This is a genomic window from Clostridium sp. D46t1_190503_E9, from assembly GCF_015555225.1.
Classification (GTDB): Bacteria; Bacillota; Clostridia; order Clostridiales; family Clostridiaceae; genus Clostridium.
This window is the reverse complement of record NZ_JADNKB010000008.1, coordinates 187365-214221: the sequence shown is the minus strand read 5'-3', so window position 1 is coordinate 214221 and position 26857 is coordinate 187365. Positions and strand designations below refer to the sequence as shown.

Below are 26857 nucleotides of genomic sequence, written 5' to 3'. Positions count from 1 at the left end.
TTAAGTCAACAAAAGGTTAGAGAATTCTGCAGAGAAAATGATATTCAAGTTGAAGCATGGTCACCTTTAATGGCTGGTAATGGATTATTAGAAGATGAAACATTAAAAGAAATAGCTAAGAAGTATAATAAATCATCAGCGCAAGTAGTATTACGTTGGGATTTACAAAGTCAAATAGTAACTATTCCTAAATCAACAAATGAAAGAAGATTAGTTGAAAACATAGATGTATTTGATTTTAATTTAAGTGATGATGATATGGCTAAGATAGATAGCTTAAATAAAGATTTAAGGGTAGGACCAGATCCAGATAATTTTGATTTTTAATTTATTATTTTTAGTTTAGTAAATTTAATAAGCATATGAGTAGTTAAACAACCACTCATATGCTTATTATTATTATTATTATTATTATTATTATTATTAAGTTTTTTTATACTTCATTAGTTTCTTCAATAGTTTTAGGCAATATTATTGTAAAAGTTGTACCTTCACCTAGTTTACTTTTAACAAAAACATTTCCGGTATGAAGTTCAATTAATCCTTTGGTAATAGTAAGCCCTAAACCGCTGCCCATTGAAACTTCTCTCTTGGAATTTACAGCTTGGTCAAATCTATCAAATATAGTATCGATTTTTTCAGCAGGTATTCCACTTCCAGTATCACTTATTTCTATTTTTAGGATACTATAAAAATCCATTATATTAACTAATATCTCTCCACCTGGATTTGTGAATTTTATAGCATTACCAACAATATTAATAATACATCTTTCAATAGCATCTTCATCAAATTTCATGATACATTCCTCTACATTTGTATCAATAATAAGATTAATTTCTTTTTCTTCAGCTAAGCTCTTTAATGATAGAGCAGCTTCTTCAATTACATATATAATATCTTTTTCTTCGACTAATAACTTATACATACCTTCATTCATTTTTGTAGAATCTATTAAATCATTAATTATTTTTAAAAGTCTTTTTTGGTTGTTATCACTTATTTCCATATACTTTGATAGATCCTCGGATGAAATAGATCCATTGTTATTAAGTCGAGTTATTAATTGTTGAGTTGCGCCTATAACATTTAATGGAGTTCTAAGTTCATGAGACATATTAATTAAGTAATTATTCTTACGCTTTTCTAGTTCAATATTTTTAGTAAGAAGTTGATTTTTTTCTAACATTTCTTTTGCTAATTGTTTATTTCTTAATATAATAGCATTGCTCATATAGGCTATTTTTAAATATAAGTAAATAGCAATTATACAAAATAATAAAAAATAAACAAATATAGCTATTTTACTTCTCCAAAATGGAGGATCTACATTAAAAGATATACTTTTGATTTCACTGTTATTTCCATTAGAGTTTTTAGCTATGAAATCTATAGTATATTTATTATCAGATAAATTTGAAAATGTAACTTCATTACTATCCATCAAGATCCATTTGTCGTTATTTATTCGATAATAAAAGTTTATATTTTGTATACTACTATAAGCAGTAGTAAATAATTTTATAGAAATAAAATTATCTTTATATTTTATGGAGGTATTATTAAAATCATTTACTTTAGTTCCATTTAGTATAAAAGAATCAAATTGCAGCATTGGTGCATACAAGCTACATTCTATAGCAGCAGGGTCTATTTTATATAATCCATCAATGCCTCCTAAAATAAATTCTCCATTTGAAGTTTCAAAAAATGAATTTGAAGAAAATTCTACGCCTTTTAAATATTTTCTTATATTTATCAGTTGATTATCTTCAAACTGCAAACAATTTATTCCAGAATTTGTGCTTATCCATATGTCATCATTAAAAGGCATTACACTGTAAATAGTATTATTAGATAGACCATCTTCAATAGAGTATAATATGAATTCTTCAGTATCACTATTATATTTATTTAGACCACTTTCAGTACCAAACCATAGATTTCCTTCATTATCTTCGTTTATTGATAATATGGAATTATCTGAAATACTATTTTCAAATTCATTATATTTAAATTGTTTTAGAGAATTATCTTTATAATCAAATCGTATTAATCCATCTTTCATTGAACTTCCAAGCCAATAAATACCTTTGGAATCTTTAAAAATTGTTCCACCGAATCTAACAGATATATTATTTTGAGCAAACAATTTGTTCATATTTTTTATGCTAAAATCATTTAAGTCAATAATATGAAATCCACCTATAGTGCCCACCCATAGATAGTCCCCATCTATATATAATGTGTGACAAAATATATTGTCCAATATATGCTTAACTTCTAAAGTCTCTCTATTTATAATATTTAATCCAACTGACGATGTAGCGAAAATATATTTTTCCGTACCTTTTATATCCCAAATAGTATCAGAATTTAATTTATTAATGGTTTGAGTATTTAGCTGAGTAACAGTATTATTTTTTTTATCCCATATACTAATACCATTGTTGTAGACTCCAAGCCATAATTTTTTATCAATATCTTCATATGTACCAATTACAATGTTATTATTATTTATACTTGGATTAACGAAAAAATCGTTATAATAAGTTATCCCTAAATTACAATCAACTGTACTTATCCCAGAAAATGTACCTATCCATAAAAGACCACTAGAATCCTTCATAATATAAGAAACATTATCATCAATCAATGAGTATCTATCATAGAAGCTATGTGTAAATTGTTTTTGTAATCCGTCTCTTTCATCTATGTATAGACCTTTCTTTGTGCCAATATAAATTCCAGTTTCATCAATGTGAATACTATTAACAGTATTAGAAGGACCACTATTTCCATCAGTATATAATTTATACTCTTTATCTACTTGTCCAGTTTTAATATTGTATACATATAAACCATCAGATAGAGTTCCTAAGTAGATGCTATCCTTATGTAGAGAGAAAGTTGTAAAAGTATTATTCTTTGCTATAGTATCTATTAGTTCATTATCAATAATTGTATATTTATCATTTGTCATATCATATTTAAAAAGGCAGTTTGGTGATATGATATAAATTTCAGCGTTATTATAAATTTCTATAGATAATATATTGGAAGATGAAGGCTTAAAATCTTCATGAATCAAAGAGATAAAATCATCTGCAAATTTATCATATCTATATAATTCATTAGAAGTGGCAATTATAATATCACCATTATTATTAATTTTAATATCTCTAATTTTACTTGATAACAATGAACTGGTATTTATAGTATAATTGGTTATTTTATTAGTGTCTAAATTAATCTTACTTAAACCATCATTTGTTCCTACCCATAAATTTTTACTTAAGTCCTCATTCAAACATGTAATATATCCATCTACAATATTTCGTTTTTCACTAAAACCTTTATTATAAATTTCTAAGTCAAATCCATTATATTTATTTAAACCATTCTTAGTACCAATCCAGATATAGCCTGAACTATCTTGATATATAGTACTCACTGAAGTTTGTGATAATCCATTTGATGCAGTCATATTATAAAACATGAATTCAGATGAATAAGTTAATATTGGAATATTTATAGATACTAAAAATATTACTATAAAAATTATTATCTTTTGTTTATGTTTAATCATTTAACCATTCCTTAAAAATTTTATATTGGTTAGTTTATCATACTGAGCAGAATAAGAATATAAATTTATATAGATATTTACAAAATTTTAAAGAATTTAATTTAATTACAATATAAAAAAGAAATTGATGTTGTTATTTCAGTACAATTTTCTATCTTATATGCAGTATTTACAAGGGACTAACGAAACGTTAGCCCCTTGTATAATCCCTTCAAAATACTAGCTTTGTCAAGAAGTTTAACAACTGAAAGAATTCAATTTACTACTTAAATATGAAGAAAGCCTTAATTTCTTTATTATGAATATAAAAAAGTTATAATACGTACTGTGGACATTTTCTTTAAATAAAACTATAAGTTGACAAATGAATAATTAATTTATAAAAATAAGTGGAAGAATAAATATGAGTATTAGAAAATGAGGTGTAGATATGAATGAATTTATAGAAAAAGCCAAATCAATAAAAGATGATATTATAAGTTATAGAAGAACTATTCATAGTAATCCTGAAGTTGGACCTGAATTACCTAAAACAAAAGCTTATGTAATGGATAAGTTAAGAGAGTTTGGGTATGAACCAAAGGAAATATGTGAAAGTGGAATAGTTGCTACAATTGAAGGAAATAAGCCAGGAAAAACATTTTTATTAAGAGCTGATATGGATGCACTACCAATGAAAGAAGCTACTGAATGTGATTTTAAGTCAACTAATGGTTGTATGCATTCCTGTGGGCATGATATGCATACAGCAATGCTTTTAGGAGCTGCAAGACTACTTAAAGAAAATCAAAATCAAATTGAGGGAACAGTTAAATTGGTGTTTCAACCAGATGAAGAGGGCTTTACTGGTGCTAAGAAAATGTTAGCGGCAGGTGTTCTTGAAAATCCTAAGGTTGATGCAGCTATGGCAATGCATGTTCATTCTGGAACACCTTCCAATTTTGTATTATGTGGGTTAGGAACTAGTATAGCAGGATGTAATAGATTTAGAATAGTTGTAAAAGGAACTGGGTGTCATGGAGCTATGCCAGAACTAGGCGTGGATCCAATAAATATAGCTGCTCACATATACATATCACTTCAAGAAATAATAGCAAGAGAAATAACAGCAACTAAACCTGCTGTTTTGACAATAGGAAAATTCTCAGGTGGAGATGCTCCTAATATAATACCTGGTGAAGTTATTATGGAAGGAACTATAAGAAGTTTAGATAAGGAAGTAGGAGAATTTATATTTAATCGAATGAATGATATAGTAGTTTCTACTGCTAAGATGTTTAGAGGCGAAGCAGAGCTTATAGAATTGTCATCAGTACCACCATTAGCTAATAATACTGATTTAGCTAAAGAAGTTACTTCTTATATAAAAGATTTATTGGGTGAAAAGTCAGTTCATTTATTTGAAGGTGGAGGAATGGGATCAGAAGATTTTGCATCTTATTCATATGAGGTTCCAAGTGTTTATCTTATGTTAGGTGCAGGTACAAAGCAAGAGAATCCTTTGTATGGTGAACCAATGCACAATGAAAAAATAGTATTCAATGAAGATATATTAGTTACAGGTGCAGCTATGCATTCATATTGTGCTATTAATTGGTTAAGGAACAATAAGTAATAAAAATAGCATTAAGAGGTGAAGCTAATGAGTACAAAGTATAGAAATAGTAAAAAGAAAATGGCATCTTTAGGTCTGAAGAAGGATAGCAATGGGGAATATGTTTATATTGATCCAAATGATACAACTTCAGAATTTGTACCAGTTAGAAATAAAAATAGAGAATGTAATAAATAGCTAAAGATTATGCAAAAAACAGAGTCAATAGACTCTGTTTTTCTTTTAATAGAATAATTAATAATATTATTAAATTATAAAATTTTGATTGTAAGATAGTTTGAATTATGAAAAGTTATATTTTTGTAAATGTTTTGAGTATATATTGACTATTGCGGTAAAAAATGCTAAAAATATGTTATAAAAATATTGATATTTGGCTGGGGTATAATGAGAAAAATGAAAAAATATAGAAAAAATATAGTAGTATTTGTAGTAATTTTTTTAACTTTATTTAGCAATGTAAGTGTAGTTTTCGCCAATAATGTAGATTTTTATAACAATTCTGTTGCTCAAGAAGATAAAATTAATTTTTATAATATAACTATGAAGCATGGGTTATCTAGTAATCTTATAACAGATATTTACCAAGATTCGTTAGGTTATATCTGGATAGGTACTGAAGATGGTTTAAATCAATACAATGGGAATGTAATAATAGAATATAACTATGACAGTAATGATGAATGTAGGCTTACTTCAACTTGTATTACAAGCATAAATGAAGATAGATACGAGAATATATGGGTCGGAACTGATAATGGATTAAACATTATAAATAGATCTGAAAATAAAGTACATAAAATAGATAAGAATGGAAGCGATCACAATACATTATCCGGTTATACAATAACCTCAATTTATAAAGATAGTAAAGATACTATGTGGGTTGGAACTACAAATGGGCTTAATATGTATGATGAAGAAAATGATAAATTTATAAAATATTATTCAGATGGAACACATAGAAGTATAAGCGATAATTATATAACAGATATAGATGAAGATAATTATGGATATTTATGGGTGTCTACTGCAGGTGGAATTGGAACTATAGATTTAGATAATTTTGATATAAAAAATAGAAAAAATGAAAATAATACTGTGCACATATATAAAATAGATAAAGATAATGAAGGGAATATGTGGAGCGTAAGTAAAAATGGTATATATCAGATAACAGCTGGCAAATATGAATTATCAAATTACAGCATTGATATTGGAGAAAAATTAAAGCAAGATATAACTAGGGTATTATGTGATAGCAAAGGGAATATATGGTTTGGTGGTTTAAATGGGTTGATAAAATATACTCCAAGTGATAATTCAACAAAAATATATCAGTCAGGGAATAATTCTTCAAATTATTTATTAAGTAATTCAATAAGATGTTTATATGAAGATAGGAATGGAGTACTATGGGTAGGTACGGATAATGGTGTTAGTATATTAAATATTGAACAACAGTTTAGTAATAAAATAAATAATTTATTTAAGAAATACAATATAAGCGGGAATAGTATAACGTCATTTTTAGAAGATAATGAAAATGATTTATGGATAGGTACTGAACAAAGTGGAATAATTTATTTTAATGTAGATAAAAATACTATGACAAGATTTGTTTATGATGAAAATAATGAAAATTCATTAAGTAGTAATACAATAAAAAGTATTATTCAAGGACAAAGCGGTAAAATATTAGTATCCACTGAAAAAGGAATAAATATAATTGACAAAGCAACAGGAACAATAAATAAATATGGTGAAGAAGAATTTCAAAAAGTTACTTTTTTTAATCAAGAATTAAAAATTTTAAATGATGGTAAATATATTTGGATTGCAACTAATGAAGGACTTTATAGAGGTAACAATGAGAAATATGAAGTTGTGAATTATAAAAAACATTTTATCGAAAGTGGCATAGTAAATTATATAGTATCTGATATTTATCAAGATGATAATGATGAAAATATTCTTTGGTTAGCAGGAGGAAGAAACGGTGGTTTAATAAAATTCCATAAAACTAAAGGAGTACTAAAAAATTATTTATCATCTTCTGAAAGTAATTCATTAAGTTATGATTCTATAAATTGTATTCAGGGAGATGGTAACGGAAATCTTTGGATAGGAACTGAAGTAGGTTTAAATAAGTTTAATATTAAAGAGGAGAGTTTTACTAGATATTGTGAAGATGATGGTTTAGGTAGCAATTATATAAATAGCATTATTATAGATAATAATAAAGATGTATGGTTAGGGACAAGTTATGGATTAAGTAAGTTTATTATAAGTGAAAATAGATTTATTAATTTTACAGAAGTTGATGGGTTATGTGGAATCCAATTTAATAAAAGAGCCGTATATAAAACAAAAATTGGGCATTTATTATTTGGAACAACAAAAGGTGTTGTTTCCTTTCATCCAAATAATATAAAAGAAGCAGTTTCTAAAGAAAATAAAATAGTCATAGATAATTTATGGGTAAATAAAGAGTTATATTTGGAGGAAAAAGAAAATATTGAGCTTAAATATAACGAAAATAATATATCAATACAGTATTTCTTTCCAGATTATTCAAGAATAGAAGGAATAATTTATTTATACAAAATGGATGGAATAAATGAAGAGTGGGTGCGCAGTACTAGGGAGGGGTATGCTTCTTATTCAACATTAAATCCAGGTAATTACACATTTAGAGTTAAGGCATCTAAAAGTGATGGAAGTCTAACAGAAGAATCATCTATAAGCTTTGTTATAAAAAAACCGTTTTGGAAATCGGATTTAGCATATTGTCTTTATATAGTAGTTATATTTTTAATAATTTTATATTCTACTTATTATGTACAAATTTTAAGAGCTTTAGTAGATAAGCAAACAAAAGAAATAAGTTCACAAATGGAAGAAAATAAAAGGCTTTATGAAAGAAATATTAGAAATGAAAAGTTTAAGAATGACTATTTTGTTAATTTATCTCATGAATTAAGAACACCTTTAAATATAATTTTATCAGTACTTCAATTATTGAATTCTTTAGACAAAAATGGAGGAGTAGCTAAAGAAAAATTTGATAACTATATGAATGTTATAAAGAAAAGCTCCAATCATTTATTAAATATAATAAATGACATTATTGATAGTTCTAAAATAGAAACAGGTGCTTATAAGATAAATAAGCAAGAAAATGTTGATATAGTCTATTTAGTTGAAGAAACTGCATTAAATATGAGTGATTATATTAATAATAAGGGGATCGAATTAATCATTGATCCTGAAATTGAAGAAATGCCTATATGCTGTGATCCTAAGGAAATAGAAAGATGTATTATTAACCTTATTGGGAATGCAGTTAAGTTTACAGAAAGTGGTGGAGAAATTAAAGTTTTAATTGAAGACGATAATGATGTTGTAATAATTTCTGTGGAAGATAGTGGTATAGGAATATCTAAAGAAGATCAAGAATTTATATTTAAAAGGTTCGAACAAGGAAAGAATTCTAATTCTACTCAAGTAAGTAGTAGTGGAATAGGATTAACATTAGTAAAATATATTGTAGAATTACATGGGGGACATGTTACTTTAGAAAGTGAATTAAATAAGGGAAGTAAGTTTACAATAATATTACCAACTGATTAGTTATTATTTCATAAGCATTTATTTTATTAATTGTAATTAAGTATATATCAAAGTTATTTTAAATTATATGTTTATTTTAAAGGGGGTCGCGTTACGCGACCCCTTTTAACTTTTTAGTTAAAAAAGTTATTTAATATTATTTACGGTTTTCAAAAGTTCTTCAAGCTTACTGATAGAAACTATTCTTTCGTTACACTCTTTACTATTTAAACATATATCAAAGCCTATAGATTTATAAGCATCTTTAGATGATGGTTTGCATATTGGCGAAACAAAGGCAACTTCATTTTCCTTACCAATGTGATTACAAAGAATACATCTATGTGAACCTTTAGGTTCAGGATTAGATATTCTACAAGCCATACCAAGAAGGTTTCCATCTAAATTATACGCAATAAATAATTTCCTTATTTGATTATCAATCCATCCTAAGTAAGTACTTTTTAAATTAATAGTATCTTCATCAGGTAGCTTAAATTTTTTTTCTTTTTTAAATAACCTATTTATTTGTGCATTTGTTATATTGGGTCTTTCATATACGTAATTTAATAACTTTTCTAAATAAAAATCAATATGATATTGTTCAGTTATTTTTGTAATATCAAGTAAATCTTTTTGATCTGTTGATAAATTTAAAAAAGAAAAATTATCTAAGATTTTTTGATTTATATATAATTTGTTAGCTTGAATAATATCTTTATCTACGCATAGTCCTAAAGAATTGTTTAAATCTTTCATACATCTTTTTATATAATTAAATTCATGATTTTTAATAAAAGGATCCATTGTTTACCTCCGCTTATTAAACTTATTTTATAAATATAAGGATAAAGTGGTTATAAGACATATTCAAGCTATTAAATGATTCTGCAATAACTATGAGCAATTTTTTTGCTGATAAATTATCCTTCTAATACTTTTTTCTGATAAAAAGTATTCCTCACATAATTTATTAACACTACAACCATTAAGATGCTTTTCATAAATTTCAGTATTTCTAATTTTTAATGAGGCTTTTATACCACTTTCTTCACCCCAGGATTTATGAGTAGCACTTTTTTTAGGAATATAAAGATATTTTCCATCTACATATTTTTGTATTAGTTCAATTATTTCATCTGGTAACACATCATTTGCTTTTGCGTATTTCATTTTTCTTACTCCTTAATTTTTTTATAAAGAATTAAGGCAAAGAATACAATTAAGCTATGTGTTACAGAACCTAAAAAGTATAAAACTTTCAGCTAATTAAACAGTTTAGGCTCCAAACAAAGCATAGCTGACTTTTGTAATCCTTGCAAAGAGCAAACTGACTTAAGGCTGAATGTATTATTAACCTTCATAAAAAAACACCCCCTAACATAAAAAAGTTTAGAAATATTATAGCATAATTAATAAAAATCAATAAGTTATTTGCGTAATTTATAACGATAAAATTTATTAGAAAATTTTTAGTTCTTGTTAAAGTTTAATAATGAAAAAAGAATCTTAGAGCATGTTAAATCAGGAGAAAATAAATATGAAATTAAATTTATTAAAGATAAGGCTTTTATATCAGAATCGAAAGGGCTAGAATGTTTAGTTATGTAAGGAATAAAAATAAATAAAGATAACAATTGACACAAGGATAATAATGTCGAAAAAAATAACAAAATGTATTTTTTGTGTTAATAATTGATGAACTTGGATGAAATTATATAAGAAAAATGTTATTATTAGGTATATAATTGGTTATTGTATAATTGAAATTATATTAAAAATAAATTATGTTTCGGAAATGTGAGGTAATAATTTAATGAAGTTAACATTGTTAAAATGTAAATTGCTGATATTTATTTTAATAATAACTTTAATTAGTAACTTAATCACTATAAAAGTATCAGCAGAAATATTAACAAGAGAACAGTTTAAAAGTTTATCTATTGATGAAGGGCTTTCTAATGAGTATGTAACAACAATATTTCAGGATAGCATGGGATATATGTGGATAGGCACAGTAGATGGTCTTAATAGGTATGATGGCGAATTTATAAAGATATATAACTGTAGTTATGAAGATGAAAATACTTTAAGTTCCACATATATAATGGGCATAGAAGAAGATAAATATGGGAATATATGGATAGCTACAGACCATGGATTAGATTTCTTAATTAGGGACAAAGATACTATAGTAAGAATGAAGGATTTACCAGAAGATAAATATAATTTAGGTAAATTAAAGATTACATCGTTATTAAAAAGTAGCTATAATGACAATATTATGTGGGTTGGTACGGAATATGGATTAATGCAAATAAATCTTGAAAGTAATGATATTAAAGCATTCTATTATGATAAAAATAATGAAAAATCTTTAACTAACTCATCAATAACTTGTTTAGAAGAAGGAGAAGATGGGGCGGTATGGGTTGGTACAAAATATGGAGTAAATATCATAGACGAAAATTTAAATATATTTGTTAACAAATCTAAAATTCACTCGGATAAATTGTATATTTATAATATAGACATTGATAATTTAGGAAGAGCATGGATTTCTACAAAAGATAGTACTATTATGTGTGATATAAAATCAGAAGAAATAGGAGTAATATGGATAGTAGATTTTGATGGAATAAAGCAATATAATATTGAAGAAGAAGAGATAAGGACCGTTTATAATTACTCTATTGATATAGGAAAAATGAATAGCAACTATTTTGTTATGAATGATAGTAAAGATAATATATGGACGGCTAGCAATAATGGGATAGTAATGTATTCACCTGAGAAAAATAATGTTGATATATTAAGAAAAGATGTAAGTTTATCTTCATCTCTTACAAGTAATGTTATAACGTGCTTTTATGAAGATTTTAATGGGACAATATGGATTGGAACAGACAAAGGTGTAAATATATTAAATACTAATAATCAATTTAACTCCATGTTAGATCAAATGAATTTGGGAGATAAAAGCATAGTATCTATATTACATCATAATGACAAAATATGGGTAGCAACTAAATATAATGGAATATATGTTTATGATAGATTAACTAGTAAGTTATTACACAAATTATATGAAATCAATAATGAAATAAGTTTAAGAAATCAATATATAAAGAGTTTATTTAAGGTTAATGATAGTGATGTCTTAGTTGCAACTAATAAGGGAGTAATATTAATTAAGACAAATGAACTATTAGCTGAGTTTCATTTAATTGAGGATGGTTATTCATCAGAATTATCTTATGCATATAGTGATGGGAAATTTCTTTGGGGAGCAACTACATCTAATTTGTATTGTTATGATATAAATAATGGGACAACTGTATATCTTATGGATAAATTAATAGAATTTAATATAAAACCTGGAAGTATAAAATATATACTCCCAGATAATAAAGATAAAGATATTCTTTGGTTAGGTGGAGTTGATACAGGCTTAATAAAGTATCATAAAAAAAATGGAGTTATAGAGCAATATTGCAATGATTGTTCCCATGGGAATTCCTTAATAGATAAATATATAAATTGTATGGCATTTGATAAGGAAGGAAAAATGTGGATAGGGACAAATATAGGACTTATCAAATTTGATATAGAAACAAATCAAATTACTCAATACACAACAGCTAATGGATTAACAAATAACTTTATAAATTCGATTTTATTTGATGATGATGATAATATTTGGATAAGCACAAATAAAGGGTTAAATAAGTTTGATATAGAAAAAGAAAGTTTTACAAGCTTTACTAAGTTAGATGGATTAAGCGGCTATCAATTTAATTTAAATTCAGGTATAAAGCTTGAAAGTGGATTTATGATTTTTGGAAGTACAAATGGCGTAGTATATTTTAATCCTAAGGATATAGTTTCTCCTAAGGGATCTAACAATAAAGTTGTAGTTGGTGATATGTATATTGGTAAAAATAAAGCTATTTATGATGAAAATGAATTAGTTTTAGAATATAAAAATAGAGATTTATATATTAATTATTTCTTGCCTAACTATGAAAGAGTAAATTACATAACTTATGAGTATATGCTTGAAGGAGTTGATTCTGAATGGGTATATATAGGAGATACAAATGATTTATATTTTAAATCCTTAAATCCAGGGAAATATACCTTGAAATTAAGGGCTAGAGATGGGCATGGTAAATTAACTGAAGAAACAAGTCTGAATATAAGAGTTAAAAAACCTATTTGGAAAAGTCCTTTAGCTTACTTAATATACTTAACTATAATAATAGCAATAGCTGTTTATATATTAAATTATGTTAAAATACTAAAAAAATTAGTTGCTGAAGAAACAATGAAACTTAACATGCAACTTGAAGAAAATAAAAGGTTAAGTAAAGAAATAATAGATAAAGAAAAGTTTAAAAATAATTATTTTGTAAATTTATCTCATGAACTAAGAACACCAATAAATGTTATAGCATCAACAGTACAATTGATAAATACACTTAGTATAGATGAAGCATTGACACAAGAAAAATCTAATAAATATATGAATATTATAGATAAAAGCTGTAATAATCTATTAAAAATTATTAGTGATATTATAGATAGCTCAAAAATAGAAACAGGTCAGTATAAAATTAATAAAACAAATAATGATATAGTATATGTAGTTGAAGAAGCTGCACTTAATATGAGTAAATTTATAGAGGAGAAAGGTTTATCCCTTATAATTGATCCTGATATTGAAGAAAAAACTATTTCTTTTGATGATACTGAAATAGAAAGATGTGTAATTAACTTATTAGGAAACGCAGTTAAGTTTACTCCAGAAGGTGGAGAAATAAGAGTATTTATAAAAGAAGTTGAAAATAATATTGAAATCACTATAGAAGATACAGGAATAGGAATATCAAAAGAAGATCAAGAGTTTATATTCCAAAGATTTTCACAAGTTGAGGGAACTGGAGCTACAAAAGCAAGTAGTAGTGGAATTGGACTTACTCTTGTTAAACATATAGCAGAACTTCATGGTGGATATGTTAAACTTGAAAGTGAGCTTAATAAAGGTAGTAGATTTACAATAGGGCTACCAGATGTAGCAGAGAATATTACATGTGACAATGAAGATTGTCATGAAATGAAACTTTAAAAAATCTAAATATCGTTATTAAATAGACAAGCTGGATGAGGGGAGAATTACTTCATCTAGCTTATTTTTTTATAAAGATAAGGCGAATAAGATAATTAAGATGAAAAGTTACAATATTAAAAATATATTATAGATAACATTATTTAGTATTGAGAGTATAAAACTAATGATTTATTTCATCCATTTTTTATGGATTAGATATAAAAAATGGTATTAGTGTCGAAAAAAATAATAAAATGTAATTTTTTATGTTAACAATTGGTGAACTTAGGTGAAATTATGAAAGAAAAATGTTATTATTTACTTATATAATTGTTTGATTATAGAAATAAAACTATACTAAAGATGAGTAATATTCAGGAATGTGAGGTAATATTTAAATGAAGTCTAAATTGCTAAAATGTAAATTGCAGATATGTATTTTAATAATAACTTTAATAAGTAATTTAATACCAATAAAAGTATCAGCAGATATATTAACAAGAGAGCAGTTTGAAAGTTTATCTATTGATGAAGGGCTTTCTAATGAATATGTAACAACAATATTTCAGGATAGCATGGGATATATGTGGATAGGTACAGTAGATGGGCTTAATAGGTATGATGGTGAATTTATAAAGATATATAATTGTAGTTATGAAGAAGTGAATACTTTAAGTTCAACATATATAACAGATATAGAGGAAGATAAATATGGGAATATATGGATAGCTACTGATCATGGACTAGATTTCTTAATTAAAGATAAGGATACTATAGTAAGAATGAAGGATTTACCTGAAGATAAATATAATTTAGGTAAATTAAAGATTACATCTTTATTGAAAAGTAGCTATAATGACAATGTTATGTGGGTTGGTACGGAATACGGATTAATGAAAATAGACCTTGAGAATAATAGCATTAAAGCCTTTTATCATGATGAAAATGGCGAAAGTTTCTTGACTAATTCATCAATAACTTGCTTAACAGAAGGAGAAGATGGAGCTGTATGGGTTGGAACAAAATATGGTATAAATGTTATAAATGAAAATTTAAACATCTTTGCTAATCAAGCTGAAATATATGAAGATAAATTATATATCTATAACATAGAAATTGATAATTCAAGTAGAGTATGGATTTCTACGAAAGATAGTATTCTTATGTGTGATATAAAGTCAGAAGAAAAAGGAATAATATGGGTTGTAGATTCTGAGGGGATAAAAATATATAGCATTGAAGAAAAAGAAATAAAGACAGTTTATACTAGTGATAAACATATAGGAAAAGTTCATAACAACTATTTTATTTTAAGTGATAGTAAAGATAATTTATGGTTGGCTACTAATAATGGCATAATGAGATATGCAGCTGATAATAAAGATGTGGATATATTAAGAAAAAATGCAAGTGTATCTTCATCTCTTACAAGTAATGTTATAACATGCTTTTATGAAGATTTTAATGGAACAATATGGATTGGAACAGATAAAGGTGTGAATATATTAAATACTAATAATCAATTCAATTACATATTAGATCAAGTGAATTTAGGGGATAAAAGTATAGTATCTATACTTGAGAATAAGGGGAAAATATGGGTAGCAACTAAATATAATGGAATATATATATTTGAATATCCTACTGGTAAATTATTAAAGTCAATATATGAAATTAATGATGAGATAAGCTTAAAAGATAAATATATAAAGAGTTTATTTAAGATAAATGACAGGTATATTATTGTTACAACTAATAATGGAACAATATCATTTGATACAGAAAAGTTGTTAAGTAAACTACATCTGGTTGAAGACGGTTATGCTTCCGAGTTAAATTATGTATATAGTGATGGAGATATTGTTTGGGTTGCGTCCACATTTAATTTTTTTAGTTGTGATCTTAATACTGGAAAAAAAATATATCATAGTGATAATTTAATAAAATTTAATATAAATCCTGGACGCATAAACTATATATTGCCAGATTATAAAGATAAAGATATTCTTTGGTTAGGTGGAGTTGATACAGGCTTAATAAAGTATCATAAGAAAAATGGAGTTGTAGGGCAATATGGTAAAGATTGTTCCTATGAAGATTCCTTAATAAATAAATATATAAATTGTATGGGATTTGATGGTGAAGGAAAGATATGGATAGGGACAAATATAGGGCTTATTAAATTTGATATAGAAACAAATAAAATTACTCCATACACTACAGCTAATGGATTAACAAATAACTTTATAAATTCGATTTTATTTGATGATAACAATAATGTTTGGATAAGCACAAATAAAGGGTTAAATAAGTTTGATATAGAAAAAGAAAGTTTTACAAGCTTTACTAAGTTAGATGGATTAAGCGGCTATCAATTTAATTTAAATTCAGGTATAAAGCTTGAAAGTGGATTTATGATTTTGGGAAGTACAAATGGCGTAGTATATTTTAATCCTAAGGATATAGTTTCTCCTAAGGGATCTAACAATAAAGTTATAATTGGTGATATTTATATTGGCAAAAATAAAGCTATTTATGATGAAAATGAATTAGTTTTAAAATATAAAAATAGAGATTTATATATTAATTACTTCTTGCCTAACTATGAAAGATTAAATCAAATAACTTATGAATATATGCTTAAAGGAGTTGATTCTGATTGGTCATATATAGAATCTACAAGTAATTTATATTTTAAATCCTTAGAACCAGGTAAATATACTTTGAAATTAAGAGCTAGAGATGGGCATGGGGAATTAACTGAAGAGACAAGTATGAATATAAGAGTTAAAAAACCAATTTGGAAAAGTCCATTAGCTTATTTAATATACTTAATTTTAATAATATTAATAGCTTTTTATATATTAAATTATGTTAAAATACTAAAAAAATTAGTAGATCAAAAAACAATGAGACTTAACATGCAGCTTGAAGAAAATAAAAAATTAAGTGAAGAAATAATAGGCAAAGAAAAGTTTAAAAATAATTATTTTGTAAATTTATCTCATGAACTAAGAACACCAATAAATGTTATAGCATCAACAGTACAGTTAATAAACGCAATTAATCGAGATAAATCATTAACACAAGAGAGATCTAATAAATATATGAATATTATAAATAAAAGCTGTGGCAATTTATTAAAAATAATAAATGATATTATAGATAGTTCAAAAATAGAGACAGGCCAGTATAAAATTAATAAAACAAATAATGATATAGTATATGTAGTTGAAGAAGCTGCACTTAATATGAGTAAGTTCATAGAAGACAAAGGGCTATCTCTTATAATTGACCCAGATATGGAAGAAAAAATTATTTCTTTTGATGATACTGAAATAGAAAGATGTGTAATTAACTTATTAGGAAACGCAGTTAAGTTTACTCCAGAAGGTGGGGAAATCCGAGTATTTATTAAAGAAGTTGAAAATAATATTGAGATTACTGTAGAGGATACAGGAATAGGAATATCAAAAGAAGATCAAGAGTTTATATTCCAAAGATTTTCACAAGTTGAGGGAACTGGTGTTACAAAGGCAAGTAGTAGTGGTATTGGACTTACCCTTGTTAAACATATAGCAGAACTTCATGGTGGTTATGTTAAACTTGAAAGTGAACCTAATAAAGGTAGTAGATTTACAATAGGACTACCAGATGTAGCAGAAAATATTACTTGTGATAATGAAGATTATCATGAAATGAAACTTTAAAAAAATATAAGTATCGTTATTAGATAGATAAGCTAGATGAGGTGAGAATTACTTCATCTAGCTTATTTTTTATAAAGATAAAGTTAATAAGATAATTAGGATGAATTCATTAATAACAAAAAAAAGTATACAAAAGTGTAAAAATGGTATTGATATAGGTTATAAAATGGTTGATAAATGAGTAGATATATTTTGAAAACTCTTGTTATAAAGAGAATTTAATCTTAAAAATAAGAATTTGGTATGGAGAGCAAAATTTTATGATAAGTGTAGCAAAGTTTAATAACAAATATAAAAAAGGATTATCTATATCAATATGTATAGTGTTTATTTTAATTTTAATTATAGGAGTATTTTTATTTAGATATCACAATAGACGTTTAAGTGATTTGATTGATAAAGAGGCTAGGGCAAAACTTAAAAATGTTTCTTCACAAAATGTTATAGCAATGCAGGCAGAAATTGAAGCAAAACAAAAAGTATTAGAATCTTTAGCGAAAAGTATAGAAGATATTAATAGTAATAAAATCTTGAATATAGTTGAGAATTTAAAAATTTATAGTAAATCTTATGGGTTTTACAATATGGGTATTATTGATAAAGGTGGTATTTGCTATACGACTTTAGGTGAAGTATTAGACTTAAGTAAATATGATTATTACAAAAATGGAATGAATGGGATTGCGGGCGTATCTAAAAGTTATTTTAGTGAAGATAAACAATTTATGTTAAATATATTTACATTTCCAATTTACAATGGAAATGATGTAGAGATGATATTAACAGCTACATATAAATCTGAAGATTTTTATAATATTTTAAATATCGATTCTTTTAATGGAGAAGGAAAAAGCGTTGTAGTGGATAAATTAGGAAATCTTGTTTCTAATCCTAATAAAATATATGATAGGGATTTCAATGTCTTTCATAAGTTAAAAGTAGAGGATTCAGAATTATATAAAGTAGTTCAAGAAAATGTTTCAAGAGAAGAAAGTGGATTTATTAGTTGTAATTATGAGGAAGAAGATTATTTGATATATTATGAGCCTCTTAATATAAATGATTGGTATTTAATATCTTATGTACCTAATAGGCGTGTATATCAAAATGCGGATATAATATTTAGAGGTATTCATATAGAGAGTGCATTATTTTATATTACGTTTATTTTGGCTGCTGGAATATTTATTTTATCTTATAACAAATATCAAAAGAAGATTTCTTATCTTATCTTTATAGATGAATTGACAAAAGAAAGAAATTATCAATGTTTGAGATTGCATTTTGAAAATATGAAGCAGATTGATAGAAAAAATAAATCATTAGTGGTTTTTGATATAGATAAGTTTAATGTTATAAATATAATGCATGGAACTGATATAGGAGATGATGTTTTAAAATATATTGTTAGAATATTTAAGGAAGTGCTACCTAATGATGAGTTATATAAGGATAAGGCAGACGCGTTTATAGGAATTCTATATCATGATGACAAAGAAGAAATAATTAAAAAATTAAATATGCTTGATTATAGAATTAAAACGGATATTGAAAGAAATGAAGTAATACCTATAAAAATATCTATGGGTATATGTTCTTTAGATAACTCTGAGAGTCTGCATAGGGTATATAGTAACGCTCTTATGGCAAAAAGAGAGATAAAAGATAAAATGAATCAAAGTTATAAGTTTTTTGATGAGCGAAATAAAAGAACTATAATAGATAATAAAAGAATAGAATCTGAGTTTCCAGAAGCTTTGAAAAATGATGAATTTGAAGTTTGGTATCAGCCAAAATATGATATGAGAAATAAGAAAATCTGTGGAGCAGAAGCATTGATAAGATGGAGAAAAAAAGATGGTTCTTTAATATCTCCTGCTAAATTCATACCTGTGTTTGAAAATAATGGACAAATTATTCAACTAGATGAGGAAGTTATAAGAAAAGTATGCAAAGATATTAAGGAAATGAGTTATTTAGGATATCAAATTCATCCGATTTCTGTTAATTTATCAAGGCTGCATCTTGAATATCAGGGAATTGTAGAAAGAATTGAAGCTTTGTTAGAAAAATATGATATAGATTCATCTAAAATTGCTTTTGAAATAACAGAAAGCGTATTTATTAATAATAATGATAAATTAAATAGTATTGTTGATGAATTGCATAAGTTGGGGTTTAAAGTAGAAATGGATGATTATGGTACAGGGATTTCTGCACTTAGTTCAATATCAAGATCAAGTTTTGATACTTTAAAACTTGATAAATCATTTATAGATAATATAGGAAATCCTAAGATGGATATTATTATAAAATCTACGATAGATATGGCAAAAAAATTAAATATGAAAATTATTGCGGAAGGAATTGAAACTCAAGAACAAGTTGAATTTTTGATAGCAAATAATTGTTTTATTGCTCAAGGATATTATTTTTCTAAGCCTGTTCCTAAAAACGAATATATTTCGTTATTATCAAAATAAGTGTTTAGTTAATATTTAATTTCTAAATACCCTATAAAATACTCATATCAAATTGGTATGAGTATTTTATATTTTAATGCACTTATTTAAAATAAGATTATGTTTTTTATTAAAATTAAGGATGGAATGAAATAATATCATTTATAATTTTAGATATTTCTTTTGGGTGTTCCTTTAAATCATTTTCTAACCACGTTTGAATAACTGAAACAACTCCGCCTACAGTATATTTTATAAAATAATCTAAAAACACAGCATCAATATTTGCACTTCCAACCAGCTTATCAATTTCAGATTTGCTTGTCACGTAAATAATACGATCCATAATGTTAGTCTCCATTTGTTTACTGAATAATATTTTGCATAAATCTTTATTCTCGTAAATCAATTCAAGGGCTTTGAGTAATAAAACTTCTTTGTAATCTTCTACAGGGGTTTCCTCAATATATATGGATATTTGATTAAATATCTCATCTTCTATTGATTTAAGTAAATCATAAGAATCTTTATAATGAGTGTAAAAAGTTCCCCTATTAATATCTGATTTTTTACAGATATCAGTAACTGTAATTTCATGAATTTTTTTATGTTGAAGTAAATCAATTAAACTTTCTTTTATTATTTTTTTAGTATATAAGGTTCTTCTGTTTCCTTTAATTCCTGCCATTTAACCCATCCTTTTATGTATTTATTTAAAAGTTTTAATTATATGTTAATAAATCAACAAAAACAATCAAAATGTATATTTAATAACATTAGAAAAATATGTGATTATTGTAATTAGAGTATATATTATTTATACTTAATTATAGCATTAACCAAACAAGGTGTCTATTTAATAACGTTGAGTATTTTGAGTAGATAAAGATAAGGGAGAGAGAGATGTCATATATAGAAATAAGAGACGAATATAAGAGATACAAAATTGGAGAAAACACTATTATAGCAAACAATGGAATTGATTTTTCAATAGAAAAAGGAGAGTTTGTTATTATTTTAGGACCAAGTGGTGCTGGAAAAACAACTGTATTAAATATTCTTGGAGGAATGGATACTTGTGATGAAGGTAAGGTAATTATTGATGATGTTGATATATCAAAGTTCAATAATAAACAGCTTACAAATTACAGAAGATATGATGTAGGGTTTGTATTTCAGTTTTATAATTTAGTTCAAAATTTAACTGCAAAGGAAAATGTGGAACTTGCTACACAAATTACAAAAAATGCTTTAGATGTTGATAAAACTCTTGAGTTAGTTGGACTTGGTCATAGAAAAGGTAATTTTCCATCTCAATTATCAGGAGGGGAACAGCAAAGAGTAGCTATAGCAAGAGCCATAGCTAAAAATCCTAAATTACTTTTATGTGATGAGCCAACTGGTGCCCTTGACTATAAAACAGGAAAGCAGATTTTAAAGACTCTGCAAGATACATGTAAAAATACAGGAACAACAGTAATTGTTATAACACATAATTCAGCTCTTGCACCAATTGCAGATAGAGTTATAAAAATAAAAGATGCAAAGGTTAGAAGCATAGAAGTAAACGAAAATCCTGTTTCAGTTGATTCTATAGAGTGGTAGAGGATAAAGATGAAAAATATAGCATATAAAAAATCAATAACAAGAGAAATACTATCTTCAAAAGCAAGGTTTATTTCAATATTAGCAATAATATTTTTAGGCGTAGCTGTTTATTCTGGAATAAAATCAGCTGGTCCAGACTTAAAAGATTCTATAAATGAATTTTTTAATCAGCAAAACTTAATGGATAGTAAGATAGTATCTAGTATAGGTCTTAATGATAATGATTTAAAGTTACTTGAAAATAACGATAAAATTTTAGATTATTATGCAACACATAGCATAGATGTAAATTTAACTAATACAAATAATGTTGTTAGATTTATGGAGTATAATCCTAATGATTCTATTAATATGAATAATCCTATTGTTATAGAAGGTAAGTTACCTGAAAATAGTGGAGAAATAGCTTTAGATAAAAATGCTTTAAAGGAAAATGAAAATCTAAAAATAGGCGATAATTATACAATAGAATCTGATATAAACTTAGATGAGTATTTTAGTAAGAAAACTTTTAAGATAGTTGGATTTGTTCAAAGTCCTATGTATATAGAAAATATATCTAGAGGGACAACTACTGTTGGAAAAGGAAGTATTGATTATTTTGCAATTTTAAATAGTAGTGATATATCAATGGATGTATATACTGAAATATATGTACGATTTAAAAATGTAGAAAGTCTTGGCTCATATAGTGATGAATATAAAGAAAAGATGGAAGAAAATAATAAGTATCTTGAAGATTTATATTCAAATAGAGCTATAGAAAGAGTTGAAGAAATAAAATCAGAAGCACAAAAAGAGTTTGATAAAGCTTATAAAGAAATAGAAGATGGTGAAATAAAGCTTGAAGATGCTCAAAAAGAAATAGATGATGGGAAGATTCAACTTATTGACGGGAAAAATCAATATAGAGAAGCTGTAGAAAAATATAATCAAGAAATTAAAGATGGTGAATTAAAACTAATTGAAGGTGAAAAGCAATTAGTTGATGGACAAAATGAATTAGATAAGCAAAAAGAACAATTTTCAAATGGAGAAATAAAGCTTCAGTTAGCTAAAGTTGAACTTGATAATGCAAAACAGGAATTTTTAAATAAAGGAATTGATCCTACTAAAAGTACAAAAGAATATGAGAATCAAATAGAAGGATTAAATATGTTAATTAAAACATATGATGAACTTTCAAATAATATAAAAGAAACAACAAGCAATCTAAAAGATGGTGATAGAATTCCAAATGAGAAAATTCAATATTGGAAAGGAATTATATCTAACCAAGGCTTAGGATTAACTGCTTTAAATGATTTAGTAAATGCTTTAGAACAAAATCCAGAAAATATTTCTCTAGCACTTAATATTTCTAATGCTATAGAAGAAGCTAGTAAAACTGTAAGTGAAAATAAATCCAAATTAGATACTTTAGTTGCGGGAATAACTAAGTATCAGCAAGGAGTAACTGCTTATGAAGAGCAAGTTAAAGTATTTAATGAAGGTAAGATAAAACTTGAAGAAGCCGAAAAGCAATTAGATAAAGGACAAGAAGAAATTATAAAAGGAAAAGCAGATCTTGAAGAAGGTAAAACTCAAGGTCAGTTAGAGCTTGATAAGGCTAAGAAAGAGCTTGAGGATTCAGAACAAAAACTTCTTGATGGAGAAAAAGAAATTGCAGAAAATAGAGAAAAGCTAATAGATGGACGAAAAGAAATAGATAAGGAAAAGGAAAAACTAAATGATTTAGATGATAGCAAATATTATTTCTTTGATAGGGAGGATAATCCTGGTTATACAACTTATAAAGGTTCAATTGATAGCTTAGATAAGATAGCTTTAGTATTTCCTGTGTTTTTCTTCTTAGTTGCAGCACTTATATGCTTAACTACAATGACTAGAATGGTAGAAGAAAATAGAGTAGAAATAGGAACACTAAAAGCTTTAGGATATAGAGATTTAGAAATAGCTAAAAAGTTTGTAGTTTATGCAGCATTAGCTAGTATTATAGGAAGTATTCTTGGTATAGCAATTGGAAGTAGCATGCTTCCGTATATAGTTAGCCAAGCGTATTCAGCTTCATTTACTTTACCAAATGTAAATATATATTTTTATCCATCTTATATAATTCAATCTTTAGTAGCTTCAATAGTTTGTACAGTAGGAGCAGCTTTAATTGTATTAAAAGGAGAATTAATAGATAGTCCTTCTAACTTGATGAGAATAAAAGCTCCAAAAGTTGGTAAGAAGATATTATTAGAAAGAATTACACCATTATGGAAAAGATTAAACTTTAATCAAAAGGTTACTTTCAGGAATCTTTTTAGATATAAACAAAGGATGTTAATGACAATACTTGGTATATCAGGATGCATGGCTATGCTTGTTGCAGGATTAGCCCTTGAAAAATCTAATTCTTCAGTCATGGGTATTCAGTTTGGTAAATTAATTAAATATGATGCTATGGTAATATTTAATGACAAGAATATTGAAAAAGAAAATGAAGAATATAATGAGTCTTTAAATAACTTAAGAGGATATGAAAGTAGCTTAAACATTTATCAAGATTCAGTTACTTTTAGCAAAGAAGGTGTAAGCAAGCAAACTGCCACTATGTATGTACCAGAAAATACAGATGAATTAAATAAGTATATATTACTAAATGATAGAGAACGTGGTATTGAGTACAAATTATCAAATAGTGGAGTAATTATAAATGAAAAACTAGCAAAAATTTTAGATGCATCTGTAGGTGATAATATAATTGTAACAGATTCAAAAAATAATGATTATGAAGTTAAGGTAGATAATATAGTAGAAAATTATGCTGGACATTATATGTATTTATCACCAGACTATTATAAAGAAGTATTTAATAGTGAGCTAATATATAATGCGCAATTATTAAATTTAAATTCAGAAAGAGAAGATGATGATAAAGTATCTACTACTCTTATGGATAATGATAAAGTAATAAATGTTACACTTGCCTCAAAGATGAAGAGTTTAAGTGAATCTGCTGATTTAGGATTAGTTATGATAGTAATAATAGTAGCTTCAGGAAGTTTAGCATTTGTTGTATTATATAACTTAATAAATATAAATGTATCTGAACGTATAAGAGAAATATCTACAATAAAGGTATTAGGTTTTTATGATAGTGAAGTAGCAATGTATATATTTAGAGAAAACATAATACTTACTATATTAGGAATACTTTTAGGTACATTCCTCGGTAAAATACTATATGTATTTTTAGTAAGTACGGCAGAAATGGATAATATGATGATGATACCAACTGTAAATATAAGTGGCTATATAATTGCTGGATTAATTACAATGTTTTTTGCAATATTAGTTATGATAATGATGCATATAAAACTAAAAAAAGTAAATATGGTAGATGCATTAAAATCTATAGAGTAAAGGTCAAAGTAAAGGAAGTCGCGTTTCGCGACTTCCTTTATTTATGAATAGGTTAACTTACTATAGATGGATTATGATGGAGATTTTTAATCCTTTAGAGTATATTATTTGTTGTACTATTATACAGAAATAAAAAATTAGAAGAATATATAAATGAATTAATATTTTAGTAACATAATTATATATTTGTAATACACTATATTAGAAAGCTTTTATATAATTTTGAGGTGATTCAAGATGTTAAATGATTATTGTTTTAATAATAAACTAGAATTCAAATCATTAATATTCAATGCTGGAACAATTAATGATGCTGAAGAAACTTCACCTGACACTGTACCTCTAGGAAGTGCTACTTCTAGTATTAGAATATTAGGATGGCTTCTTCCTCAAGGTGATACAAATGAGTATTCACTAACTTTTAGCGTTCCGAGGGATGCTATTAGGTCTTCAAGAGCTAGGGTGTTTGTTCATTTATTAACCGATAATTCAAATACTCCAATTGGAAATAGGTTTGCAATAAGGTTGTCATCATTATTTACTAGAGTTAATGGAGTAGTAAATATAGCAAATTTAAGGACTATGAATAGAGTTAATATTCCAATACAAAACTCACCAGGAAATTTTCAATATAATCATTATGTATTAGAATTTGAATTAAATGATATTATTAGAGCAGAAGATTTTGCTCTTTTAAGTGTTGCACGTATTCCAAACAATAATGACTTTGCTGGTGCATTACTTCTAACAAGTATAGAGTTTAGATATTTAAGCAATTAAGTTAAAAAGTAAATTAAAAGGTAAATTAAAAATAAGTGGGGCTATTGAAAAATAGCCCTTGTTATTATATCTTCAATAATTACATAAAAATATTGGTTATCCTGTACATTATTATTTCAAAATTTATAATAAACCAAATAATAATGTTTATTTATAATGAAAAAAATAAATATATAAGTGATTGCAGTATTGTATCGATAAAATTGATTTTAAGATTAGAAAGTGTAAAATTTATAGTAAGTTTTACCAGTAAAGGGGCGGTTGTTTTGAATAAACAAACAAGAATAAAAAAATTAAATCAAACAGCATTATTAGCAGCATTATGTTTTGTATCATTTACTTATTTACAAATTAAAATACCAATCCCGGGAGGAAATACAACTTCACTTCATATTGGGAATGCATTTTGTGTCTTAGCTGCATTATTACTTGGTGGATGGTATGGAGGACTAGCAGGAGCAATAGGGATGACTATTGCAGATTTGTTAGATCCTGTATATATAATGGTAGCACCAAAAACATTCATCTTAAAATTGTGTATTGGATTGATAACTGGATTAATTGCACATAGAATTGCAAAAATTAGTGAAAATAATGATAAAAAGTATATTTTTAAGTGGAGCATTATTGCATCTGTTGGTGGGTTGGTTTTTAATGTAGTAGCAGACCCTATAGTTGGATTTTTTTATAAACAATTTATATTGGGACAACCACAAGATGCAGCAGCTATTTTAGCTAAAATAAGTGCAGTTACTACATTGGTAAATGCGATAGTTTCTACAATAGTAGTAGTAATTATATATAATGTATTAAGACCTATATTAAATAAAGAAGGGTTATTAATGAAAATAGACTAAAGATAATATTATGTAGCTTTTCAATTAATTTTTAGTGATAATTATTTTAATTTTTTAATCTAATTTTAATCTTTCTTATATTTTAGATTAATCTTTCCAA

Annotated in this window: 15 protein-coding genes; 11 read left to right on the top strand and 4 right to left on the bottom strand. The window is 26.0% G+C overall.

All coding sequences use genetic code 11. The features are described 5' to 3' along the window. On the top strand, positions 1 to 327 hold a 327-nt coding region (locus I2E83_RS11300), incomplete at its 5' end, for an aldo/keto reductase (protein WP_207738505.1). Between the two features lie 106 nt (positions 328 to 433). Here the strand turns inward: I2E83_RS11300 and I2E83_RS11295 are convergent. Beyond that, positions 434 to 3589, bottom strand: a complete 3156-nt coding sequence (locus I2E83_RS11295) for an ATP-binding protein (RefSeq protein WP_195429851.1) — start codon at positions 3587 to 3589, stop codon at positions 434 to 436. A gap of 430 nt (positions 3590 to 4019) precedes the next feature. On the opposite strand from I2E83_RS11295, the gene I2E83_RS11290 reads away from it, so the two are divergent. The 3 genes from I2E83_RS11290 (at position 4020) to I2E83_RS11280 (ending at position 8837) form a co-directional block, all read left to right on the top strand. Beyond that, positions 4020 to 5204 (top strand): M20 family metallopeptidase, encoded by a 1185-nt coding sequence (locus tag I2E83_RS11290; RefSeq protein ID WP_195429850.1) that lies wholly within the window; start codon positions 4020 to 4022, stop codon positions 5202 to 5204. Between the two features lie 27 nt (positions 5205 to 5231). After that, positions 5232 to 5381 (top strand): hypothetical protein, encoded by a 150-nt coding sequence (locus tag I2E83_RS11285; RefSeq protein ID WP_195429849.1) that lies wholly within the window; start codon positions 5232 to 5234, stop codon positions 5379 to 5381. A gap of 210 nt (positions 5382 to 5591) precedes the next feature. After that, entirely contained in the window at positions 5592 to 8837 is a 3246-nt protein-coding gene (locus tag I2E83_RS11280; RefSeq protein ID WP_195429848.1) for a sensor histidine kinase, read from the top strand. Positions 8838 to 8963: 126 nt separating this feature from the next. Here the strand turns inward: I2E83_RS11280 and I2E83_RS11275 are convergent, their stop codons facing one another. Then, entirely contained in the window at positions 8964 to 9623 is a 660-nt protein-coding gene (locus tag I2E83_RS11275; RefSeq protein WP_195429847.1) for an FBP domain-containing protein, read from the bottom strand. Positions 9624 to 9713: 90 nt separating this feature from the next. Beyond that, complete coding sequence (locus I2E83_RS11270; RefSeq protein ID WP_195429846.1) at positions 9714 to 9989, bottom strand: CD3324 family protein; 276 nt, start codon at positions 9987 to 9989, stop codon at positions 9714 to 9716. Between the two features lie 643 nt (positions 9990 to 10632). Between I2E83_RS11270 and I2E83_RS11265 the strand changes: the two genes are divergently transcribed. The 3 genes from I2E83_RS11265 to I2E83_RS11255 all read left to right on the top strand — a co-directional run bounded on the left by I2E83_RS11265 (position 10633) and on the right by I2E83_RS11255 (position 20119). Next, positions 10633 to 13944, top strand: coding sequence for a sensor histidine kinase (locus I2E83_RS11265; RefSeq protein WP_195429845.1), 3312 nt, complete (start codon positions 10633 to 10635; stop codon positions 13942 to 13944). Positions 13945 to 14324: 380 nt separating this feature from the next. After that, positions 14325 to 17636, top strand: coding sequence for a sensor histidine kinase (locus tag I2E83_RS11260; RefSeq protein WP_195429843.1), 3312 nt, complete (start codon positions 14325 to 14327; stop codon positions 17634 to 17636). A gap of 260 nt (positions 17637 to 17896) precedes the next feature. Further along, a complete protein-coding gene (locus I2E83_RS11255; RefSeq protein WP_195429841.1) occupies positions 17897 to 20119 on the top strand; it encodes a GGDEF domain-containing protein in 2223 nt (740 codons plus the stop codon). A gap of 115 nt (positions 20120 to 20234) precedes the next feature. On the opposite strand, the gene I2E83_RS11250 is transcribed toward I2E83_RS11255, so the two are convergent. Continuing rightward, positions 20235 to 20786 carry a TetR/AcrR family transcriptional regulator gene (locus tag I2E83_RS11250; RefSeq protein WP_195429839.1) on the bottom strand — a complete coding sequence of 184 codons (552 nt, stop codon included), beginning with the start codon at positions 20784 to 20786 and terminating at the stop codon, positions 20235 to 20237. A 215-nt stretch (positions 20787 to 21001) separates the two neighbouring features. On the opposite strand from I2E83_RS11250, the gene I2E83_RS11245 reads away from it, so the two are divergent. The 4 genes from I2E83_RS11245 to I2E83_RS11230 all read left to right on the top strand — a co-directional run bounded on the left by I2E83_RS11245 (position 21002) and on the right by I2E83_RS11230 (position 26757). Then, complete coding sequence (locus I2E83_RS11245; protein WP_008680044.1) at positions 21002 to 21703, top strand: ABC transporter ATP-binding protein; 702 nt, start codon at positions 21002 to 21004, stop codon at positions 21701 to 21703. 9 nt (positions 21704 to 21712) lie between these two features. Beyond that, the gene (locus I2E83_RS11240; RefSeq protein ID WP_195429838.1) at positions 21713 to 25120 is read left to right on the top strand and encodes an FtsX-like permease family protein; all 3408 of its coding nucleotides are present in this window, start codon (positions 21713 to 21715) and stop codon (positions 25118 to 25120) included. Between the two features lie 237 nt (positions 25121 to 25357). Further along, the gene (locus I2E83_RS11235; RefSeq protein ID WP_195262918.1) at positions 25358 to 25900 is read left to right on the top strand and encodes a hypothetical protein; all 543 of its coding nucleotides are present in this window, start codon (positions 25358 to 25360) and stop codon (positions 25898 to 25900) included. Positions 25901 to 26166: 266 nt separating this feature from the next. Then, the gene (locus I2E83_RS11230; RefSeq protein WP_243241960.1) at positions 26167 to 26757 is read left to right on the top strand and encodes an ECF transporter S component; all 591 of its coding nucleotides are present in this window, start codon (positions 26167 to 26169) and stop codon (positions 26755 to 26757) included. Positions 26758 to 26857: the final 100 nt, after the last annotated feature.